This window comes from Floridaenema flaviceps BLCC-F50 (assembly GCF_041929275.2).
In the GTDB taxonomy this organism is placed as follows: domain Bacteria; phylum Cyanobacteriota; class Cyanobacteriia; order Cyanobacteriales; family Aerosakkonemataceae; genus Floridanema; species Floridanema flaviceps.
The window spans coordinates 2,341,459-2,360,594 of the sequence record NZ_JBHFNR020000001.1; the positions used below are offsets into that span (position 1 = coordinate 2,341,459).

Sequence of the window (19,136 nt, forward strand, 5' to 3'; positions counted from 1 at the left end):
GCTTACTGCCTTCTGTGTACTTTAAATCTAAAATCGAAAATTAAATGACCTTCTTTGTTAGGCTAATTTTTAATGTTACAGAACTTAACACAGAGATATCTGCTATGCCATCTACCCTAAATCAAAGAATTCAGGAATTTTACGATGCTTCCTCTGGACTTTGGGAAAAAGTGTGGGGCGAACACATGCACCACGGTTACTACGGTTTGGAGGGAAACATCAAAAAGGAACGTCGTCAGGCGCAAATTGATTTGATTGAAGAACTGCTGAAATGGTCGGGAATACAGCAAGCCGAGAAAATTCTAGATGTTGGGTGCGGTATTGGTGGAAGTTCCTTATATTTGGCGCAAAAATATAATGCTACAGCTACGGGAATTACCCTGAGTCCTGTTCAGGCTGCTAGGGCGACAGAACGGGCGGCGACAGCCGGAATGAGTGAAAAAACCCAGTTTTTAGTCGCAGATGCTTTGCAAATGCCTTTTGCAGATGCTTCTTTTGACTTTGTTTGGTCAATGGAAAGTGGGGAACACATGGCAGATAAAGAGCAATTTTTACGAGAATGTTATCGGGTATTAAAACCTGGTGGAACTTTTTTAATGGCTACTTGGTGTCATCGTCCAACTATGCCGCCAAATCAGCCATTAACGCCTGATGAACTACATCATTTGGCAGAAATTTATCGGGTTTATTGTTTACCTTATGTGATTTCTTTGCCAGAATATGAAGCGATCGCCAAAAATCTATCCTTCCAAAACATCCGTACCGCAGATTGGTCAAAAGCAGTCGCACCTTTTTGGAATGTGGTCATTGATTCAGTGTTTAATTTAGAAGCAATAATCGGTTTACTATTTTCCGGTTGGGCTACTATTCAAGGCGCAATGTCTCTCGGATTAATGCAGCGCGGATATGAACGCGGATTAATTAGATTCGGCTTACTCTGTGGCAACAAATAATCCCAAATTTACAACCTGTAGAGACGTTTCATGAAACTACAACCTGTAAAGACGTTTCATGAAACTACAACCTGTAGAGAAGTTTCATGAAACTACAACCTGTAGAGACGTTTCATGAAACGTCTCTACATTAATATACACAGCATAAAAATTTCTATTTTAACAGAATCGATTGACAATAAAAACCTCGATCGGAAGTTATCTTTTGATTAATATTTAGATTAAAATCAAGCGAGAAACCCGATCGAGAAGATAATGAAAGAAATTAGACAAAAAACTTACTCATTTCCCGCTACAATTGTAGACTCTGCAAGCAACCGACCTGCAAAACCTTGGTTTTATCCTTATTGGAAATTTTGCCGACCTCACACAGTCATTGGTACTACTTGCAGTGCGATCGGGCTGTATTTAATAGCGATCGCCTCCGTAAATCACAATATTAACCTATCACTAATCTGGCAATTGTTAGGCGCTTGGGTTGCTTGTCTTGGCGGCAACATTTACATAGTCGGATTAAATCAAATCGAAGATGTCGAAATCGACAAAATTAATAAGCCGCACTTGCCCTTAGCATCAGGAGAATTTACCCGCAAACAAGCAATTTTAATTATCAGCATTTCAGGAATCTTAGCCTTATTAATAGCAGGATTAATGGGGCCATTTCTCCTGGGAATGGTAGGAATTAGTTTAGCCATTGGCACAGCTTATTCCTTACCACCGATTCGCTTAAAGCGGTTTCCCTTTTGGGCAGCGATCTGTATTTTTACAGTGCGGGGAGCGATCGTCAACTTAGGGCTATATTTACATTTTCGTTGGGTGTTGCAAGCCAAACAAGTAATTACCCTAGAAGTGTGGGCATTAACCTTATTTATTCTGGTGTTTACAATTGCGATCGCCATCTTTAAAGACATACCCGACCTCGAAGGCGACAAACAATACAACATTACCACCTTCACCATTCAACTAGGGCAAAAAACCGTCTTCAACCTCTCACTCTGGCTATTAACCACCTGTTACTTAGGGATGATAATTGCAGGAATTTGGTGGCTACCTTCAGTTAATAGCATATTTCTAGTCATCACCCATCTGTTCGCACTAGGCTTACTTTGGTGGCAAAGTCAAAAAGTAGATTTACAAGATAAAACTGCGATCGGCAAATTCTATCAATTTATCTGGAAACTATTCTTCTTAGAATATCTCCTCTTTCCCCTAGCTTGCCTGACCAAGTAAAACCATTAATTGTTTCGGGCACTACATATAGCCAAATCAAAAACAGGTCATTCTTCAGGATGACCTATTATTCTATCCCAAGTTGGAGGAACCTATTTGGGATAGCCAGCAATAATAAATCAAACCCAATAACTATCTTGGCTAAATTCGAGTATCTGCAAACCTTAGTTTGTCAGGAAATGACTAATTATAAAGTCAAAAGAGTTATTGGTAATCAAGCAAAATTACAAGTCCTTGCATCGACGATAACCTACTCGCCAGAAAGACCAGGAAAGATTAATGGATAAAATACTTGGGAAAGGAAAAAAATTTACACAAACAGTAGCATTGTTGCTGACAACAAGCTTAAGCGCACCAATTCTTGCTTCTTGTGGAGGCTCAAATACAGCCAACCAAACTCCGGTTAACGATTCTCGTCCCGCAGTCCAAAATACAGCTAATAGAACTGTTTCTGGAAATCCTACTAGACCCCAAGCGCGTCAAGGACTATCAACCGGACAAAAAGTAGCAATTTTGGCTGGTGCAGCAGCACTTTATTATCTGTACAACCAACACAAGAACAAACAAGAGCAAGGGGCAACAGGCAAATATTATCTTTCCAAAAACGGGCGTGTCTACTATCGTGATGCTCAAGGTCGTGCTCAGTGGGTAACACCACCACCCGAAGGAATCAGAGTTCCCGAAGAACAAGCCCGACAATACCAAGACTTCCAAGGTTACAACGGAAGAAGCACAGGCAGAGATCTCACAGACTTAGTTCCAGCACAATAGCAAGTTTGAGGGAACGGGGGACTGTTGAGACAAGGAGACAAGGAGACTCTTGGGACAAGGGGAAGTTCGTTAACTCAAAACTCGTTCAGGAGTTGCCCGCCGTCACCAAATTGTTTCGCTTTAGTCCGCTTTAGATCGATCGCCCCAACCTCCAATAAACATTCATAATTTAAGGAGAATAAATCATGGTTGATGGATTTTTCAGAAAAATCGGCGAAATCGCTTTTGGTTCCAATAATGACCAAGAGGATGAGCGAGTACGTCCAGCAAGCGAAGACCCATACGGCGACCCCGCTGATGAGGGAATGTCTGGTAACGTGCGTCCAGCAAGCGAAGACCCCTACGGCGACCCTGCTGATGTAGGAATGTATGGTAACGTGCGTCCTGCCAGTGAAGATCCTTACGGCGACCCCGCTGATGTAGGAATGTATGGTAACGTGCGTCCTGCCAGTGAAGATCCTTACGGCGACCCCGCTGATGTAGGAATGTATGGTAACGTGCGTCCTGCCAGTGAAGACCCCTACGGCGATCCCGCTGATGTAGGAATGTCTGGTAACGTGCGTCCTGCCAGTGAAGACCCCTACGGCGACCCTGCTGATGTAGGAATGTCTGGCGGCGGTTATATGCCCGAGCCTTATGCTGGCGACCCATATACCAATCCCCAAGAAGAGGTAATGTCTCGCGGTGGTGAGTTTGGTGACGAAGACTACTACGAAGATGAAGGCAACAATAGAAGGAATTCCTGGTAATTGTTCTGCGGAAGATTTGTTTGGAGACGCTAGCGGTCATTAGAGAGAGTGAGAGAGAGACAGTGGCAGATAATGCTACTGTCTTTTCTTTTACTTCCCAAAATTTTGATTGTTAAAGCTGGTATTTGCTATTCAAAACTACTAGAGTAAATATAGAAAAGTAACCGTTTTCTCTCCAGAGATAGAGGCTTTTCCCAGGAAAAATTTTAATAACACGACGGAATATATTATTCTCTCAGCCTTATGCTGTCCAAAAAACATAAACCGAAAACCTACGGCGGAGGTCACTACTATGAATTTGAATCAAAAAATTACAGATACCGCTTGTGATGCGGCGTTTACAGGAAAAGAAATTCATCCTTGGGATTCTGGCCCTGCGGTAGCAGAGTTGCAAGGACTCTTACGCGCTCACGGTTACACTATTAGAATTATTGACGGAGACTTTGGTAGCCTGACAGAAGCCGCTGTCAGGTCATTTCAAAAAAAACACGGCTTAAGAATTAATGGCGTAGTCGGGCCGCAAACCTGGGCTGCATTAAAATCTTCTGTGAAACCTGGAGCTCGTGTCCTCAGACAGGGGTACAGTGGCAGCGATGTCTATGAATTACAGGGACTCTTGCAAGTCAATGGTTATGAAATCAACCGAACAGGCATCTTTGACCAGAAGACTAAGTTAACTATTAAGGACTTTCAACAAAAGCATAAATTAAAAGATAACGGCATCGTCAATAGTATTACTTGGACATTATTGCGAGGCGGCTACCCTGATGCCACTCCTTCTAAAGAGCCTTTTTGGTTATCTAATTTCCTGAAGTGGCGCTGAGGGAATGGGGGAATGGGGGGACAAGGGGACAAGGGGACAAGGGGATAAGGGGATAAGGGGATAAGGGGACAAGGGGATAAGGGGACAAGGGGACAAGGGGATAAGGGGACAAGGGGACAAGGGGACAAGGGGAAGATCATTGAATTACCTCTTCAACTCTCCCCACCTCCCCACCTCCCCATCTCCCCACCTCCCCATCTCCCCACCTCCCTACCTCCCCACCTCCCTACCTCTTCTCCCCTTCTGCCTTTATTTGATTTGAGCGCTTAAACTAGGCTAAGAGTTATTGTTAAAACCTTTGTTTAAGAATGTCTGAAAAACACAAGTCTATTCACCTGTTGCTGATTACTGTACTTTGCTTTGGCTTTGCTGCGGTTGGGTGTTCTTCTTCGCCGTCGAACTCGACGAATCCTACAACTTCTGGGCAACCTAGTAGTTCAGCTGCTACGACACCTGTTCCTGGTACTGTTCCGACTGCTCCTAATACGCCGAGTATTGCACAATCTAGTCCGGGTACAACGGCTGGGAGTTCAAGTGTAGAAAGTATTCCTAATATTAGCCAACCAACTAATATTGACCAATCAGCTACAACTGCTGCTGCACCTGCGTCTGGTAGTGCGGCTGATTTTTATCAAAAGGGAATTGCTAGTGCTCAACAAGGGGATCTTAAAAGTGCGGAAGAGTCTTGGCGTAAGTCTATTGAATTAGATCCGAAAAATTCGGTAGTTCATACTAATTTAGGGGTGCTGTTGCAGCGTCAGGGTAAGTTGGATGAGGCGGCTTCTCAATATCGGGAAGCTTTGCGTCTGAAGCCTGATGATGTGGAAACGGTGATCAAGTTGGCTGTGGCTTTGGGTGAACAGAAGAAGTTTGATGAGTCGATCGCTCAATCACAAACAGCTATTCGTTTGCAGCCGGATTTTGCTCCTGCTCACATTGTATTAGCTATGGCTTTGTCTGAGCAAGGTAAGGCTGATGAAGCGATCGCAAGTTTGAAAAAAGCTCAGGGTTTATGGCAGAAACAAGGGCGAACAGAACAAGCTGTCGGCGTGCAAGCTCAGTTGGCTAATTTGTTAGGAAAACAAGGTAAATTCGCGGAAGCTAGAACCCAAATTCAACAAGCTATTGCACTCAAACCTGATTTTGCTCCGGCTCATATTTTGTTAGCAGAAATTGCTGTGCGAGAAAATAAACCAGAGGAAGCTATTAGTAGTTTGCAAAAGGCTAAGGATTTATTTAAAAAACAAAAACAAAACGATCAATTAGCCGCTACTCAATGGCAGTTGGCAATGCTCTTGGGACGACAAAAAAAATACAAAGAAGCTGGTACTCAAGCGAAAGAACTGTTGCGATTAAAGCCAGATTTTGCTCCCGCATATATGATGGTGTCGGAAGTTGCCGTGCAACAAGGTAAACCCGCAGAAGCTGTCACTAATTTGCAAAAGGCTAGGGATTTGTGGAAAAAACAGCAACAAAAGGACCAATTAGCAGCTACTCAAATGCAGTTGGCAGCGGTTTTGGCACAGCAAAAAAAATACTCGGAAGCTAGCACCCAAGTGGGAGAAGTGTTGCAGTTAAAGCCAGATTTTGCTCCGGCACATCTTTTGGTGTCGGAAATTGCTCTGCGACAAGGTAAACCAGCGGAGGCTGTAACTAGTTTGCAAAAGGCTAAGGATTTGTTTAAAAAACAACAACAAAATGACCAATTGGCAGCGACTCAAATGCAGTTGGCTGTGGTTTTTGGACAACAAAAGAAATACTCGGAAGCTAGTGCAGAAGCTAGAGAATTGTTGCAATTAAAGCCAGATTTTGCTCCGGCTTATTTGGTATTAGGGGAAGTGGCAAAAGTCCAAAGTAATAAAAGTGAGGCGATCGCTAATTTCCAAAAGGCTAAAGACTTATTTTCAAATCAGGGCAGAAATGAGGAAGCACAAAAAATTGATACATTGATCCAACAACTGAACACAAAGCAGTAATTTATGTCGATTCAAGCAGGCAAAGTCTATATTGTTGGTGCTGGCCCAGGTGATTTAGATTACTTGACGGTGCGGGCACAAAAAGTGTTAATGCAAGCGGAAGTTTTAGTGTATGATGCTTTGGTGGATGCTCAACTTTTGCAGTTAGTACCAGCAAATTGTTGCCTGTTTGATGTGGGAAAACGTGGTGGGAAACCCAGTACAAAACAAGCAGAAATTAATTGCTTGCTAGTGGAAAAATGTCAGGAAGGAAAACAAGTTGTCCGGCTAAAAAGTGGCGATCCGTTTATTTTTGGTCGCAGTACTTCGGAAATTCAAGCGTTGAAAAGTTCTGGTTGTAGTTTTGAAGTCATACCCGGAATTTCTTCGGCTTTAGCAGCACCTTTATTAGCCGGAATTCCTTTGACCGATCCCGTGTTAAGTCGCTGTTTTGCCGTGTTTAGCGCCCATGAACCAGATGAGTTGGATTGGGAGGCAATCTCTCGGATGGAAACTTTGGTGATTTTAATGGGGGGGAGAAATCTGGCGGAAATTGTGACTCGGTTGCTGAGGTTTGGTCGATCGCCAAAAACCCCGATCGCCGTAATTCGTTGGGCGGGACATCCCGAACAACAAGTTTGGACAGCAGAACTGCAAAATGTCGTTCAGGTAACAGCTAATTTTTCTCTTTCACCAGCAGTAATAGTAATCGGTGAGGTTGTAGGGTTACACCCCTATTTGCAAAGTGTTGATTCAGATCATATATTTTGATAGGAGATTCAGTTAAACTGCTTAATTATCAAGATTGATCTCGAACTAATAACAACGTGAATCAGATTAACCCAGAACTTCCTTTGACAGGCACGACTATACTAGTAACTCGTGCGGCTGGACAATCTAGTGAGTTTTGCCAATTGTTGCAACAACAAGGGGCAGTAGCGATCGAAATGCCCGCTTTAGAAATTACTCCTCCTTCGAGTTGGTTTGCTTTGGATGAAGCGATCGCTAATTTACACTCTTTTGACTGGTTAATTCTCACTTCGACTAACGGTGTAGATTACTTCTTTCGCCGATTGCAAGATAAAGGACAAAATCCGCAAATTTTAGAGAAAGTAAAAATTGCGGTTGTCGGAAAAAAAACCGCTGGATCTCTAGCACAATATGGCTTATCTCCTGACTTTATTCCGCCTGATTTTGTGGCCGATTCTTTAGTAGAACATTTTCCTGAAGAGTTAGCAAACCAAAAGATTCTTTTTCCCAGAGTGGAAACAGGCGGGAGGGAAGTTTTAGTCCAAGAATTAACCGCTAAAGGTGCAAAAGTAGCAGAAGTTCCCGCTTACCAGTCCGGTTGTCCTAGTTCAATTGCACCGGAAATTTTAGAAGCATTACAGCAGCAATCTATAGATATCATTACTTTTGCTAGCTCCAAAACTGTGCAATATTTTTATCAGTTAGTCAAAGATAAATTAACATTAGAGAAGTTACAAGAAATTACTGTGGCTTCGATCGGCCCCCAAACCTCGAAAACTTGTCAACAGCTATTAGGAAAAGTTGACATAGAAGCAACAGAATACACCCTGAGTGGATTAAGTGAAGCAATTGTTAAATGGGTGATAAATAAAGGGGTTATTGCTGAGAAAAGCCAAAATACTTATTATTAATGAATGAGGACTAGGAAAAGCTATAAGCGATCGCAAAGCAATGGAAATTAGCCTGTCAGATAGTAACAATATTCTTAGGGCATTAATAGAAGGCACTACGGATGCTATTTTTATTAAAGATATTCAAGGAAAATATTTATTTGTTAATTCGGAAACTGCCAGAATTTTAGGTAAGCCAGCCGGAGAAATAATTGGCAAGGATGATACAGAAGTTTTTGCTTTAGAAACAGCTAGAAGAATCATGGAAAATGACCGCCGAATTATTAGCAGCGGTAAGTCGGAAACTGTGGAGGAAATTATTTCTATTAACAACAAGACGCAGGTCTATCTAGCAACAAAAAATGTCTGTCGAAATTCACAAGGAGAAATAATTGGTTTAATTGGAATATCACGGGACATTACAGACCGCAAAGAAGCAGAAAAAGAACGTTTAGAATTACTCAAGAAATTAAGCCAAGAAAGTGAAGATTTAACTGCTCTGAGTAGAGTGACAGCTAATGCAGTTAGTACATTAAATTTAGGGGAATTACTAAATGTATTGCTTCTGCGAATTATGGAAGTAATTAAAGCAGATACAGGCGTAATTTTGCTCAAAGAAGGCGATCGCCTCCGGGTGAGGGCTACCATTGGTATTGAACAAGAACTGCGATCGCAATTTAGTGTAGCGATCGGTGAAGGTTTTGCTGGTACTATTGCAGCTTCTCATCAACCACTGTATATAGAAAATGTCCAAGCAAATCCGCTGATAATTAGCCCAATTTTAAAACAACTGAATATTCAGACAATCATGGGTGTACCTTTAAAAAGGAATGGGAATTTAGTGGGAGTGCTGCACGTAGATTGGTTTAATAATCATCCCTTTAGCGATCGGGAACTTCATCTATTAGAAATTACCGCCGAACGCTGTGCAATGGCAATTATTAATGCTCAACTTTATGAGCAAACTAAACAATTACAAGAACGGTTGCAACTGCAAATCGATCGAATGCCTATAGGTTGTATTCTCAGAGATCGAGACTTTCGGATTATAGATTGGAATCCCGCCGCAGAAAAAATATTTGGTTATACCAAACAAGAAGTATTAAATAAATACCTGGAACACTTAATTACTTCCCCTGACGCTAGAGCTTTTGTGCAACAAATTCACCAGCAGTTAGCAGCAGGAGAAAGTACAGATCATAGTTTAATGGAAAACATTACTAAAGATGGTCGGACAATTACTTGCGAGTGGCATAACACACCGTTAAAAGATGCCAATAATCAAATTGTTAACTATCTGACAATGGTACAAGATGTCAGCGAACGCAAACAAGCAGAAGCAAAATTGCAACGTTATGCTTATTACGATTTAATTACTGGATTGCCAAACCGCACTTTATTTTTAAAACGACTTAAAGAAACTATTCACTTAGCAAAAGATCGGGAAAACAGTTTATTTGCTGTATTATTTTTGAACTTAGACCGCTTTCAAATGGTTAAATTTAGTTTGGGGCATCATTTAGCCGATCGCTTGCTGATCGCTGCTGCTCAACGAATTGAAAATTGCTTACAAAATAGAAACTTCTCATTTTTTGATGTTGATTTAGAATCAAATTTAATCGAGGATAACCAAACCTCACAGAAGCCAACTTTCAGCAGAAATAATACTTCCCAGAATCCCCAGAGATTCAGAAAAGCAATGGTAGCACAAGTAGGATTAGATGAGTTTGCTATCTTGTTAACAAACTTGCGAGAAACTAGCAACGCGACTCAACTTGCCGAGCAAATTTACCAAGCACTCAGCTATCCTTTCGATCTTGACGGACAGGAAGTTTTTATTACTACTAGTATTGGCATTGCATTCAGTTATGTCGGTTATGAACAACCAGAAGATTACCTGCGTGCTGCTGATACAGCCATGCACCAAACTAAACAATTAAGTAAAACTCGTTATGCAGTTTTTGAACCGGGATGGCAAACTCAAGCCGTAGAACGCTTGCAGTTAGAAACAGATTTAAGACGAGCGATCGAACGTAAAGAATTCCAAGTTTACTATCAACCAATAGTCTCAATTAAAAATGGCAAATTAATTGGTTTTGAAGCCTTAGTCCGTTGGTATCACCCCAGCAGAGGTTGGATTTCACCAGTAGAATTTATTCCCCTAGCCGAAGAAACCGGATTAATTAGTTTAATCGATCGGTATGTATTAAAAGAAGCTTGTCGCCAAATGGTGACTTGGAAACAACAATTTCCGCAAAAATTCCCCTTAACAATTAGTGTCAATCTCTCCGCTGCTCAATTAGCACAATTGGGATTAATAGAACGCATCGACCAAATTTTACAAGAAACTGGAATTAACCGAGAAAGTTTGAAAATAGAAATTACAGAAAGTAGCTTGACGGGAAACTCTACTTCCGAAACAGCCATGTTGCAACAATTAAAAACTTTGGGAATTCAGCTTTCAATAGATGACTTTGGTACAGGCTACTCTTCTTTAGCAAGGTTGCATCAACTACCAATTGATACTTTGAAAATCGATCGATCCTTTATCAATCAAATGGCTTTTGATGGCGAAAGCTTAGAAATTGTCCGCACCATCATTTCTTTAGCTCACATTTTAGACATGGATGTGATTGCCGAAGGAGTAGAAACCACCGAACAACTCCTGCAATTGCAATCTTTAGAATGTGAATATAGTCAGGGTTTCTTGTTTTCTCGTCCTGTCGATCGCCAAACAGCTGAAAGAATAATCTCTTCTAACGGTCACTTTGTCTGGGAAAATCTCAATAATCAACAATGAGCAAATATTTATCTTGGTAAATATCATAATTATAATTAAGTTTGTAAGTAGGTAGATCTAAATAAAGTAAAACAAAGGCGGGCAGGATGCCCACCCCACAAAATTTTCAGCTTTCTTGTAGGGTAGGCATCCTGCCTGCCCCACAAAATTTTCAGCTTTCTTGTAGGGTAGGCATCCTGCCTGCCCCACAAAATTTTCAGCTTTCTTGTAGGGTAGGCATCCTGCCTGCCCCACAAAATTTTCAGTTTTCTTGTAGGGTAGGCATCCTGCCTGCCCCACAAAATTTTCAGCTTTCTTGTAGGGTAGGCATCCTGCCTGCCCCACAAAATTTTCAGCTTTCTTGTAGGGTAGGCATCCTGCCTGCCCCACAAAATTTTCAGCTTTCTTGTAGGGTAGGCATCCTGCCTGCCCCACAAAATTTTCAGCTTTCTTGTAGGGTAGGCATCCTGCCTGCCCCACAAAATTTTCAGCTTTCTTGTAGGGTAGGCATCCTGCCTGCCCCACAAAATTTTCAGCTTTCTTGTGGGGTAGGCATCCTGCCCACCCCACAAAATTTTCAGCTTTCTTGTGGGGTAGGCATCCTGCCCACCCCACAAAATTTTCAGCTTTCTTGTAGGGTAGGCATCCTGCCCACCCCACAAAATTTTCAGCTTTCTTGTAGGGTAGACATCCTGCCCACCCCACAAAATTTTCAGCTTTCTTGTAGGGTAGACATCCTGCCCACCCCACAAAATTTTCAGCTTTCTTGTAGGGTAGACATCCTGCCCACCCCACAAAATTTTCAGCTTTCTTGTAGGGTAGGCATCCTGCCCACCCCACAAAATTTTCAGCTTTCTTGTGGGGTAGGCATCCTGCCCACCCCACAAAATTTTCAGCTTTCTTGTAGGGTAGGCATCCTGCCCACCCCACAAAATTTTCAGCTTTCTTGTGGGGTAGGCATCCTGCCTGCCCCACAAAATTTTCAGCTTTCTTGTGGGGTAGGCATCCTGCCTGCCCCACAAAATTTTCAGCTTTCTTGTGGGGTAGGCATCCTGCCCACCCCATTGATAGATAACTATTTTTACTTTATTTATTGGCACCTACTTAGTAGCGACTTTAGTCGTATATTCCGCGCATAATAGGACTAAAGTCCTCACAACGAACCAGGTTTATTACTATCATGACTCAGCGTAAAATTGGTTTAACTGGCGGTATTAGTACTGGCAAAACAACAGTTTCAAATTATTTAGCCAACACTTATCAATTACCAATTTTAGATGCAGATATTTATGCGCGTGAAGCCGTACAAATTGGTTCCCCAATTTTAAACAAAATTTCTCAACGTTACGGAACAGAAATCCTTTTACCTGATGGTGCATTAAATCGGCAAAAATTAGGAGAAATAGTTTTCCGTGACGATGAAGAACGCATTTGGTTAGAACAACAAATACATCCTTACGTCAGACAACGCTTTGCAGAAGCAATGAATCAATTACCATCAAACAGCACAGTTGTCTTAGTCATTCCTCTACTATTTGAAGCAAAATTAACAGGGTTAGTCACAGAAATTTGGGTAGTATTTGTTGATGAACAACAACAAATAAAACGATTAATGCAGCGAAATAATTTAACATTAGAACAGGCAAAATCTAGAATTAGCAGTCAAATGTCACTTGTGGAAAAATGCCAAAAAGCTGATGTTATTTTAGATAATTCTGGCAGCTTAGAATACCTTTATCAACAAATAGATGCTGCACTAGCCTCTTAACCTTTCGACAAAAATTTGATGTTCAGATGTTGCTAAACCCATTTGTAACACCGACTGAACCTCAACCAAATTCCCAGCTATTAAAGCCGGAACTGCTAACCATAAACCGGGAAAAACTTCACTTTTAATTGTTCCGGTTGCATCGCTTGGTAAAACAATATATTCTCCTTCCCTTAACCGAAACCAGTCAATTTTTTGTTCGTTCACTTGCCATACTAAATATTCTTGCACTTGGTTGCGACGATAAACTCTTAATTTATCTCGTAAATCATAAGAAGCGCTACTCGCAGCTATTTCAGCAATGAATTCTGGCGCACCTTCTAAATAATCATCTTCACTAATAATTGTTTGTCCACCATTCTCAATTCTTAATAGTGCATCAGGTTGAGGTTCATTATCAGCATCAAGACGAACTGTAGTATTATCAAATAATCCAACTCCCGGTGTAGCCGTCCAGTAAGTTCCTAACCAAGTCATAATTCCAGCATGAGGTTGACCGTGAGTTACCCGAACTGGCGATCCCATATAAACTACTCCTTCAATTAATTCCGCTTTTTTCAAATTAGGCATTGTTTGGTAGCGCCGTTCAAATTCAGCACGAGTTAGACGATCGCCATTTTCCAAAGGCAAAATTTTCGCCATTATTTCAGTCATAATTCAACCTCCAATTAAAAGAAATAGTAATCAACCCGGTTCGTTGTGAGGACTTTAGTCCTTCTATCTGACAAAGGAACGACTTTAGTCGTCACAACAAACTTGAACGACTAAAGTCGTCACAACAAACTTAATATTAATTAAGCTGCTTCTCCCCCGACAATTACATTTTTAATTCGCAAAGAAGGGCCACCGCAACCTACAGGTAAACCACTTTGTCCACCTTTACCACAACCGCCGGACTCATCCCAGTAAAAATCATTGCCGATCGCTTCAATATCAGCCAAAGTAGTAAACACATTTCCTGAAAGAGTCACATCGCGCACAGGTTCAGTAATTTCTCCATTGCGGATCATCCAAGCTTCCCCAGCACTGAAAGTAAACATTTCTCCATTCGTCATTCCCCCCAACCAATTACGCGCATAAACCCCTTCTTTGATATCAGCAAATAAATCCTTAACAGGTGTTTTTCCCGGTTCAATCCAAGTATTAGTCATCCGCACTAATGGGGGATAATGATAATTTAAACACCGGGCATTTCCTGTAGCAGTTTCGCCCAGTTTGCCTGCTGTTTCACGAGAATGCAATCTACCGACTAAAACGCCATCTTTAATTAATTGAGTTGTTGTTGCTGGCGTACCTTCATCATCGTAAAAATAGCTACCTCGATGTCCTTCTGGGGCTGCACCATCAAAAATTTGCAATTCTTTTGGCCCAAATCTGCGCCCGATCGTCATTACTTCCAACAAATCAGGATTTTCATAAGCCATATCTGCTTCCGAAAGATGACCAAAAGCTTCATGAACAAACAACCCACTTAAAATCGGGTCAATCACCACCGTGTAAGTGTTACCTTTAACTGGAGGTAAAGCTAAGGCATCAACGGCGCGTTGTGCAGCACTTTTGACTTGGGAATCTAAACCAATTAAATCTTCATAAGCTTTGCGCGATCCTGTAGTTTCCCGACCAGTTTGTACGGTGTCTCCATTTCTCGCAGTAGCAGCAAAGCGCATTTCCATATCCACCCAAGATTGTTCTAGCATGGTGCCTTCGGAAGTGGCGAGAATCACTCGTTGGGCATTGTCACCATAACGGACTGAAGTAGTAGTAATCCGTTTATCTAAACTACGGAGAATTTCTGTGTAGCGATCGCACAACTCTTTCTTTTGGGCTAAAGAAATTTGGCGCGGATCGGTGCCAGTTAAAGGTAAACTGCAAACATCCTGCACTGCTTGAATCGGTGCCAGAATCGTTTCTTCTTCCCCTACCATTCTCGCAGCTGCGATCGCTTCCTCCACCCGTTCTTTGAGCGTTGAAAGTTTATTAAAGCTAGCAAAACCCCAACCCCCCTTGTAACAAGCCCGCACCTGTCCACCAAGAGAGATGCCTTGGGAAAGGGTTTCTATCTTATCTGCTCGCAGTAAAATATCAGTCCCTTCCGATTCTTCCAGCCGAATCGCCAAATAGTCAACTTGCGATCGATAACGAGCAATCAAATCAGAAAGCAGGTTTTTCCCATTGATCAGTAAAGTCTGCATGACAGGCAACTCTTGAATAAAAGTTTAAGTTAATCGAAATGTGAGCTAATTCGATCTATTCTGCAATTTAATGGGTAGCGTTAGCTAGTGCAATCAGGCTCCAAGGCTAAAAGGCAGAATGCTCGCAGGAAAGAAAGCTTTTCTGTTCAGCATTTGAGAAGTTTTCAACTGCTCAATCTTTCTGCTGTACTCCACTAGTTAGAGCCCATATCTAACCCCGGAAAAACACTTTACTGTAAGTAATAGATTTTACAGTTAATTTGGGCAATTTATAAATATAGATTTGCTCAGCATCTACTATTTGGAGAAAAAAAAGTTTATGAATATTCATGTTTTCCGAGCCGAACTACATAGAAACGAAAACAAAACTAAAGGATTCACAACTGTTGACTTCATGGCGCATATTTTTGTGGTAATCATGTTTGTGTTTATGATGTTAGTTTACTTTACCTCATCAAATACCTGCCAAAGTACAGCTTGCTATAGCCCCAAAATCCTCCGAGTTCCGGTTAGATATTAGATGGAAAATGGGTCAAGGTTAAAGGATAAAGGAAAGCTCGTTAGCTTTTCCCTCGATCGTTTAACCTAAGTGTAAAATTTGTAGTCAGAATCGCCAAATCTCGTAAAGTATGAATTTAGAAAATCAGAGCCAAAATTTGACATTGTTTGGGCTACCAGCTCTTCGGGGAAGATATAGCGATCGCCGCTCCTTGCTGGTGTGTGGAATCACCCAAAAGCGAACAAGCTTCCAGATCTTCAAAACTACAACTGAATCTACTTTGTCAAAAACTGTTGATTCTGTGGAGAATTGTTAGGATTGGTGAGCCTATTATCTGTGATCCCACCATTAACACCTGGATAAAGAGGAGTTCCCGCTGGGTTAGTGGTGTTGTTTCTATCAATAGTGATTTGAGTGCCATTACGATAGTAGTAAGTTGTAGATCCATCTGCGCGAGGAACAGCAACAGAAGGAGAATCGATCGCTGTTGGTTTCATACTGGAATTGTCTATGTTTCAACATATTTTTGACCAACAGGATGCGGTTCTATCCAGATGGTTTTGATGTGCGATCGACCCGCCCCCACTCGTTGACTTCTCCAATGCCCTCGCCGTTCATGTTGAATTGGTGATTTGCGGTTTGGATATGTAGATGAGTTATTATTTTTTTCAGGAATAGTTGCTGTTTTTAGCTGATAATTATAGTCATCAGTTCACCTCAAATAAGGATAATTGTTGATATTGCGATCGCACTTGTTCAGACTGTTTTCTGATTACTTGAAGGATGGTAGATTTGGCTTCTTTCAATCTGGTTTCAAAAAAGCCATCATCATCAAAGTTTGGATGAGTTTCTAAACACCAACTGTAAAGCGCACCATTGCATACAGCGTCCATACAAACCTCACCTGGAGCTGTACCAAATTGCCAAGAGCCAACTTTTCCGCAAGGTTCTAATTCGCAGAAATTATCGACATCACCGCAGTAGACAAATCCTAAATCTAGCAATGCCTGGGCTTGTTCTAATTCACCTGGACTTAACCAGCAAGGAAAGTTACTCATTACTCCTCCAATGAAAAGACCCAGGAGAATTCCTGAGTCTTTTAATCACTAAGCTAATGGTTTCAGCAAATTAACTTTTGCTGGTGGTAATTGTGACGCATCATCGTCTTCGCCTGGTGGTAGAGCCGATTTGGTAGGTTCATTGATTCCACTCAAAGCAAATCCAGCCGCATTCATATCGAACAATTCCCAAACAGCAGCCTTTTTGTCTTTGCTTCCCAAAAACCAAGTTCGCAGATTTTCGAGCGCAGGCTGGTCATATTTCTCAACTTTGCAGCAATAGGATTTATTGCCGCCTTCACCTTCTTTGATGCCTTTAAAGTCACAGTGAAACACAACCAGACTGCGCCAGCGATCGTTCTTTCCACTAGCCCGCAGTCCAGTAAATAAATTCTCAAAAACACCAACTTCAATTAGCGATAGCTGCGACAACTTATCGCTAATCAAGTTTGGCGATCGAGCAACAGCTTAAAAAAAACCCCCAGCATTTCTGCCGAAGCAACAAAATTTGTATCCACGTAAGGAGGATTTAAGCGATCGATAATTTCTTGCATGACCAAAATCCAAAAAAACATCAATCCCATTCCGCGTAGCGGCATTAAGGCTAAAAGATGACAATGACTGGTACGGGCACGAGGCAGTTGATGGTCGTTCTGATGGTGGTACCACTGAAGCATTAATTAAGTTTGAATATGCCTCTATCGTGTGGTTGCCTGTATTTTGTCCGGGTCAACCCATTGTTTGGGTAAGTTGTCCTTCATGTATCTCAGTGGACGGAGAAAGCTTATCCTGACACTCCAGATTTGGGTGAAAATGCCTCAACTCAAACAAAAACTTATCAGATACAGTGGCGTTTTGTTACGAATGGAGGACAATTTGAGGGGATAATTTTTCCAGCACTGGGCGCTTTTGGCTTGCCATTTTATCCCGGTAGCAGTATGAAAGGCGCGTTTTGTCAAGCTTGTACGGAGGAACAAAAGCAGCGTTATCATCTCACGAAAGATATGGAAATCTAAAAAAACCAGTACCCCGACCTGTAACAGTTCAAGACGATTCTAAGCCCAAACTGAACAGACCAGTACTCCGACCTGTGGCACAGCAAACTGAAAATGATGATGCAAAAACATGGCGGGAAGCGTGGCGGGAGGATAATGTGCAAGTTTGGGGTCGGATTGCTGAAGAGTCCCTAGTAATTCCTTGGCTGCATCCTTCCGAAACGCCAAGAAATCAGCAGTCTCAAAGAGGGAGTTTTTCTCAGAACCAGCCTAAAAAACCCCTAAATCAAAGCAACTCTTTGGCATTTCAAAGAGGAAATGCACCACCTAATCAAAATGCTCGACCTCTTATATACCGCACGTCTGTTACGGGTAGGGTAAAGGATACAAATAAGTCAGACGATCCGACGCAAATTGGTCGCCTTTGGCATCGGATGTATCCTGTGATAAATTCGGTGCCTGATGCCAATAATTTTACAAAGGAGAAGCCTAAATATTTGGAATTATTGACGATTTTTCCTGATGATTCGGATGAGTTTAATAAATTTTTGACATTTCTTCAGTCGAAGCCAAAAGGATTTACGCGACTTTGGTCAAAGTAGTGTTCCGAATAAAATTATAACTTCTGCATTGGGCGATCGCTCTAGTTCCTTTGGCTTTCTTTGGTATTGGATATTATCGCTACTCCCACTTGGGGAGACGAGTCTAAATTATGAGACTTAAAAGGAAATATGAACAATAAACCGGGTTCTAAACGGCTAGGTTTGAGGATGCAACAAAAGGCGATCGCTATCCGCACTCGCTTGCAACCGCTTGGCAAGAGAGGATTGCAAATAGCCCGGTCAATCCCTTATTTGGCTATAAAATTAGTCAGTCATTTCACCAAGGCAATATCTAACCAAACTATAAATTTTATTGAATCTTTGCAATTGGGGCGCATTTTTCGCCGTTTGGGATTGCCTGTTTGGACGCTTTTGGGAATTGGATTTGCGGGGTGGTGGTTTGATAATGCGGGTGCTTTAATTGAATCGTTGATCCAGTATTTATTGTATTTTTTGAAGATTCAACAAAACACTCCTGATTTTGTGGCTTACCTGCCCAAAGTATTGATGTTTCTCATTCCTTGTATAGCTGTTATCGGCATTGGAATGTGGCAAAGTTACGGGCGAAAAATTATTTCCAGAGGAATTTCTGGAGAACTGCGAAAGCCAGAAGGGAAAAAAGGGTTAATTTTACTTGTTAGTAATCCTGATAGTGCTAAGTTTGCGATTGATTATCACTATATTGAAAAAGGTACTTTGGAAAAAGTATGGCTAATTCCTTCTAATGATACTGAAAAAGATAAATTTGGTGAACCCAGTATCAGCAAAGTTGACCCGATCGAAGATTATTGCAAGGAGTTAAAAACTAATTACGGCAGACCATTAGAGGTAATAGTCCATCGAAAGGGGGTTTGTCCAGGTGATGCTCAAGATACTTTTGACTATGTGAATAGAGTTTATCGACAAAGTGGCTATGCAGAGCATGAATTAATTGCTGATTTTACTGGTGGGACAAAGCCGATGTCGGTGGGAATGATTATGGCTTGTTTGAAGCGCGATCGCGAATTAGAATACGTTTCATTCGTCTTTGCTTCTAAACAATCTTTTGGGCCTTTTTTGATTGATTATCAGCATAGTGCTTTTGATTTGATTGGGTAAAACACAATCGAGTGTGTTAATTGC

Annotated in this window: 20 protein-coding genes and 3 pseudogenes; 15 read left to right on the top strand and 8 right to left on the bottom strand. The window is 41.6% G+C overall.

The features are described from left to right. The first annotated feature begins 104 nt into the window (after positions 1 to 104). From ACE1CI_RS11275 to ACE1CI_RS11315, 9 genes and pseudogenes are all read left to right on the top strand, one after another. Positions 105 to 953 carry a methyltransferase domain-containing protein gene (locus ACE1CI_RS11275; RefSeq protein ID WP_413265359.1) on the top strand — a complete coding sequence of 283 codons (849 nt, stop codon included), beginning with the start codon at positions 105 to 107 and terminating at the stop codon, positions 951 to 953. A 255-nt stretch (positions 954 to 1,208) separates the two neighbouring features. Continuing rightward, on the top strand, positions 1,209 to 2,183 hold the full coding sequence (locus tag ACE1CI_RS11280; RefSeq protein WP_413265358.1) for a homogentisate phytyltransferase: 975 nt from the start codon (positions 1,209 to 1,211) through the stop codon (positions 2,181 to 2,183). 137 nt (positions 2,184 to 2,320) lie between these two features. Beyond that, positions 2,321 to 2,470 carry a hypothetical protein gene (locus ACE1CI_RS11285; protein WP_413265357.1) on the top strand — a complete coding sequence of 50 codons (150 nt, stop codon included), beginning with the start codon at positions 2,321 to 2,323 and terminating at the stop codon, positions 2,468 to 2,470. Continuing rightward, complete coding sequence (locus tag ACE1CI_RS11290; protein ID WP_413265356.1) at positions 2,463 to 2,954, top strand: hypothetical protein; 492 nt, start codon at positions 2,463 to 2,465, stop codon at positions 2,952 to 2,954. The genes ACE1CI_RS11285 and ACE1CI_RS11290 overlap by 8 nt, the downstream gene beginning before the upstream one ends. A 185-nt stretch (positions 2,955 to 3,139) precedes the next feature. Next, positions 3,140 to 3,703 (top strand): hypothetical protein, encoded by a 564-nt coding sequence (locus ACE1CI_RS11295; protein ID WP_496615403.1) that lies wholly within the window; start codon positions 3,140 to 3,142, stop codon positions 3,701 to 3,703. A 292-nt stretch (positions 3,704 to 3,995) separates the two neighbouring features. Continuing rightward, on the top strand, positions 3,996 to 4,526 hold the full coding sequence (locus tag ACE1CI_RS11300) for a peptidoglycan-binding domain-containing protein (RefSeq protein WP_413265354.1): 531 nt from the start codon (positions 3,996 to 3,998) through the stop codon (positions 4,524 to 4,526). A 308-nt stretch (positions 4,527 to 4,834) separates the two neighbouring features. Beyond that, positions 4,835 to 6,502, top strand: coding sequence for a tetratricopeptide repeat protein (locus ACE1CI_RS11305; RefSeq protein WP_413265805.1), 1,668 nt, complete (start codon positions 4,835 to 4,837; stop codon positions 6,500 to 6,502). A 3-nt stretch (positions 6,503 to 6,505) separates the two neighbouring features. Beyond that, a pseudogene (gene cobA, locus ACE1CI_RS11310) lies at positions 6,506 to 8,142 on the top strand (uroporphyrinogen-III C-methyltransferase). Between the two features lie 40 nt (positions 8,143 to 8,182). Further along, on the top strand, positions 8,183 to 10,921 hold the full coding sequence (locus tag ACE1CI_RS11315) for an EAL domain-containing protein (protein WP_413265806.1): 2,739 nt from the start codon (positions 8,183 to 8,185) through the stop codon (positions 10,919 to 10,921). Positions 10,922 to 10,978: 57 nt separating this feature from the next. Here the strand turns inward: ACE1CI_RS11315 and ACE1CI_RS11320 are convergent, their stop codons facing one another. Continuing rightward, on the bottom strand, positions 10,979 to 11,965 hold the full coding sequence (locus tag ACE1CI_RS11320; protein ID WP_496615404.1) for a hypothetical protein: 987 nt from the start codon (positions 11,963 to 11,965) through the stop codon (positions 10,979 to 10,981). 115 nt (positions 11,966 to 12,080) lie between these two features. On the opposite strand from ACE1CI_RS11320, the gene coaE reads away from it, so the two are divergent. Further along, the gene (coaE, locus tag ACE1CI_RS11325) at positions 12,081 to 12,668 is read left to right on the top strand and encodes a dephospho-CoA kinase (protein ID WP_413267342.1); all 588 of its coding nucleotides are present in this window, start codon (positions 12,081 to 12,083) and stop codon (positions 12,666 to 12,668) included. On the opposite strand, the gene ACE1CI_RS11330 is transcribed toward coaE, so the two are convergent. Both ACE1CI_RS11330 and ACE1CI_RS11335 read right to left on the bottom strand, forming a co-directional pair. Further along, positions 12,657 to 13,322 carry a Uma2 family endonuclease gene (locus ACE1CI_RS11330; RefSeq protein ID WP_413267343.1) on the bottom strand — a complete coding sequence of 222 codons (666 nt, stop codon included), beginning with the start codon at positions 13,320 to 13,322 and terminating at the stop codon, positions 12,657 to 12,659. The two genes, coaE and ACE1CI_RS11330, sit on opposite strands and share 12 nt — an antisense overlap. A gap of 140 nt (positions 13,323 to 13,462) precedes the next feature. Further along, on the bottom strand, positions 13,463 to 14,860 hold the full coding sequence (locus tag ACE1CI_RS11335) for a TldD/PmbA family protein (protein ID WP_413267344.1): 1,398 nt from the start codon (positions 14,858 to 14,860) through the stop codon (positions 13,463 to 13,465). Positions 14,861 to 15,179: 319 nt separating this feature from the next. Between ACE1CI_RS11335 and ACE1CI_RS11340 the strand changes: the two genes are divergently transcribed. Next, positions 15,180 to 15,380 (top strand): hypothetical protein, encoded by a 201-nt coding sequence (locus tag ACE1CI_RS11340; protein WP_413267345.1) that lies wholly within the window; start codon positions 15,180 to 15,182, stop codon positions 15,378 to 15,380. Between the two features lie 254 nt (positions 15,381 to 15,634). Here the strand turns inward: ACE1CI_RS11340 and ACE1CI_RS11345 are convergent, their stop codons facing one another. From ACE1CI_RS11345 to ACE1CI_RS11365, 5 genes are read right to left on the bottom strand one after another with little or no spacing between them, the layout of a single operon-like run. Further along, the gene (locus ACE1CI_RS11345) at positions 15,635 to 15,856 is read right to left on the bottom strand and encodes a hypothetical protein (RefSeq protein WP_413267346.1); all 222 of its coding nucleotides are present in this window, start codon (positions 15,854 to 15,856) and stop codon (positions 15,635 to 15,637) included. Positions 15,857 to 15,867: 11 nt separating this feature from the next. Next, positions 15,868 to 16,035 (bottom strand): AcrVA2 family anti-CRISPR protein, encoded by a 168-nt coding sequence (locus tag ACE1CI_RS11350; protein ID WP_496615609.1) that lies wholly within the window; start codon positions 16,033 to 16,035, stop codon positions 15,868 to 15,870. Between the two features lie 31 nt (positions 16,036 to 16,066). Next, on the bottom strand, positions 16,067 to 16,417 hold the full coding sequence (locus ACE1CI_RS11355) for a hypothetical protein (RefSeq protein ID WP_413267347.1): 351 nt from the start codon (positions 16,415 to 16,417) through the stop codon (positions 16,067 to 16,069). 48 nt (positions 16,418 to 16,465) lie between these two features. Then, positions 16,466 to 16,849, bottom strand: coding sequence for a DUF5895 domain-containing protein (locus ACE1CI_RS11360; protein WP_496615405.1), 384 nt, complete (start codon positions 16,847 to 16,849; stop codon positions 16,466 to 16,468). A gap of 11 nt (positions 16,850 to 16,860) precedes the next feature. Next, entirely contained in the window at positions 16,861 to 17,094 is a 234-nt protein-coding gene (locus ACE1CI_RS11365) for a hypothetical protein (protein WP_413267349.1), read from the bottom strand. Between ACE1CI_RS11365 and ACE1CI_RS11370 the strand changes: the two are divergent. From ACE1CI_RS11370 to ACE1CI_RS11385, 4 genes and pseudogenes are all read left to right on the top strand, one after another. Next, positions 17,037 to 17,174, top strand: a pseudogene (locus ACE1CI_RS11370) (type III-B CRISPR module RAMP protein Cmr4); the annotation flags it as partial. The gene ACE1CI_RS11365 and the pseudogene ACE1CI_RS11370 overlap by 58 nt on opposite strands. 70 nt (positions 17,175 to 17,244) lie before the next feature. Continuing rightward, a pseudogene (locus ACE1CI_RS11375) lies at positions 17,245 to 17,427 on the top strand (hypothetical protein); the annotation flags it as partial. Further along, positions 17,370 to 18,014, top strand: a complete 645-nt coding sequence (locus tag ACE1CI_RS11380; protein ID WP_413267350.1) for a hypothetical protein — start codon at positions 17,370 to 17,372, stop codon at positions 18,012 to 18,014. The pseudogene ACE1CI_RS11375 and the gene ACE1CI_RS11380, both read left to right, overlap by 58 nt. Before the next feature lie 129 nt (positions 18,015 to 18,143). Beyond that, complete coding sequence (locus tag ACE1CI_RS11385) at positions 18,144 to 19,112, top strand: hypothetical protein (protein WP_413267351.1); 969 nt, start codon at positions 18,144 to 18,146, stop codon at positions 19,110 to 19,112. The last annotated feature ends 24 nt before the right edge of the window (positions 19,113 to 19,136 follow it).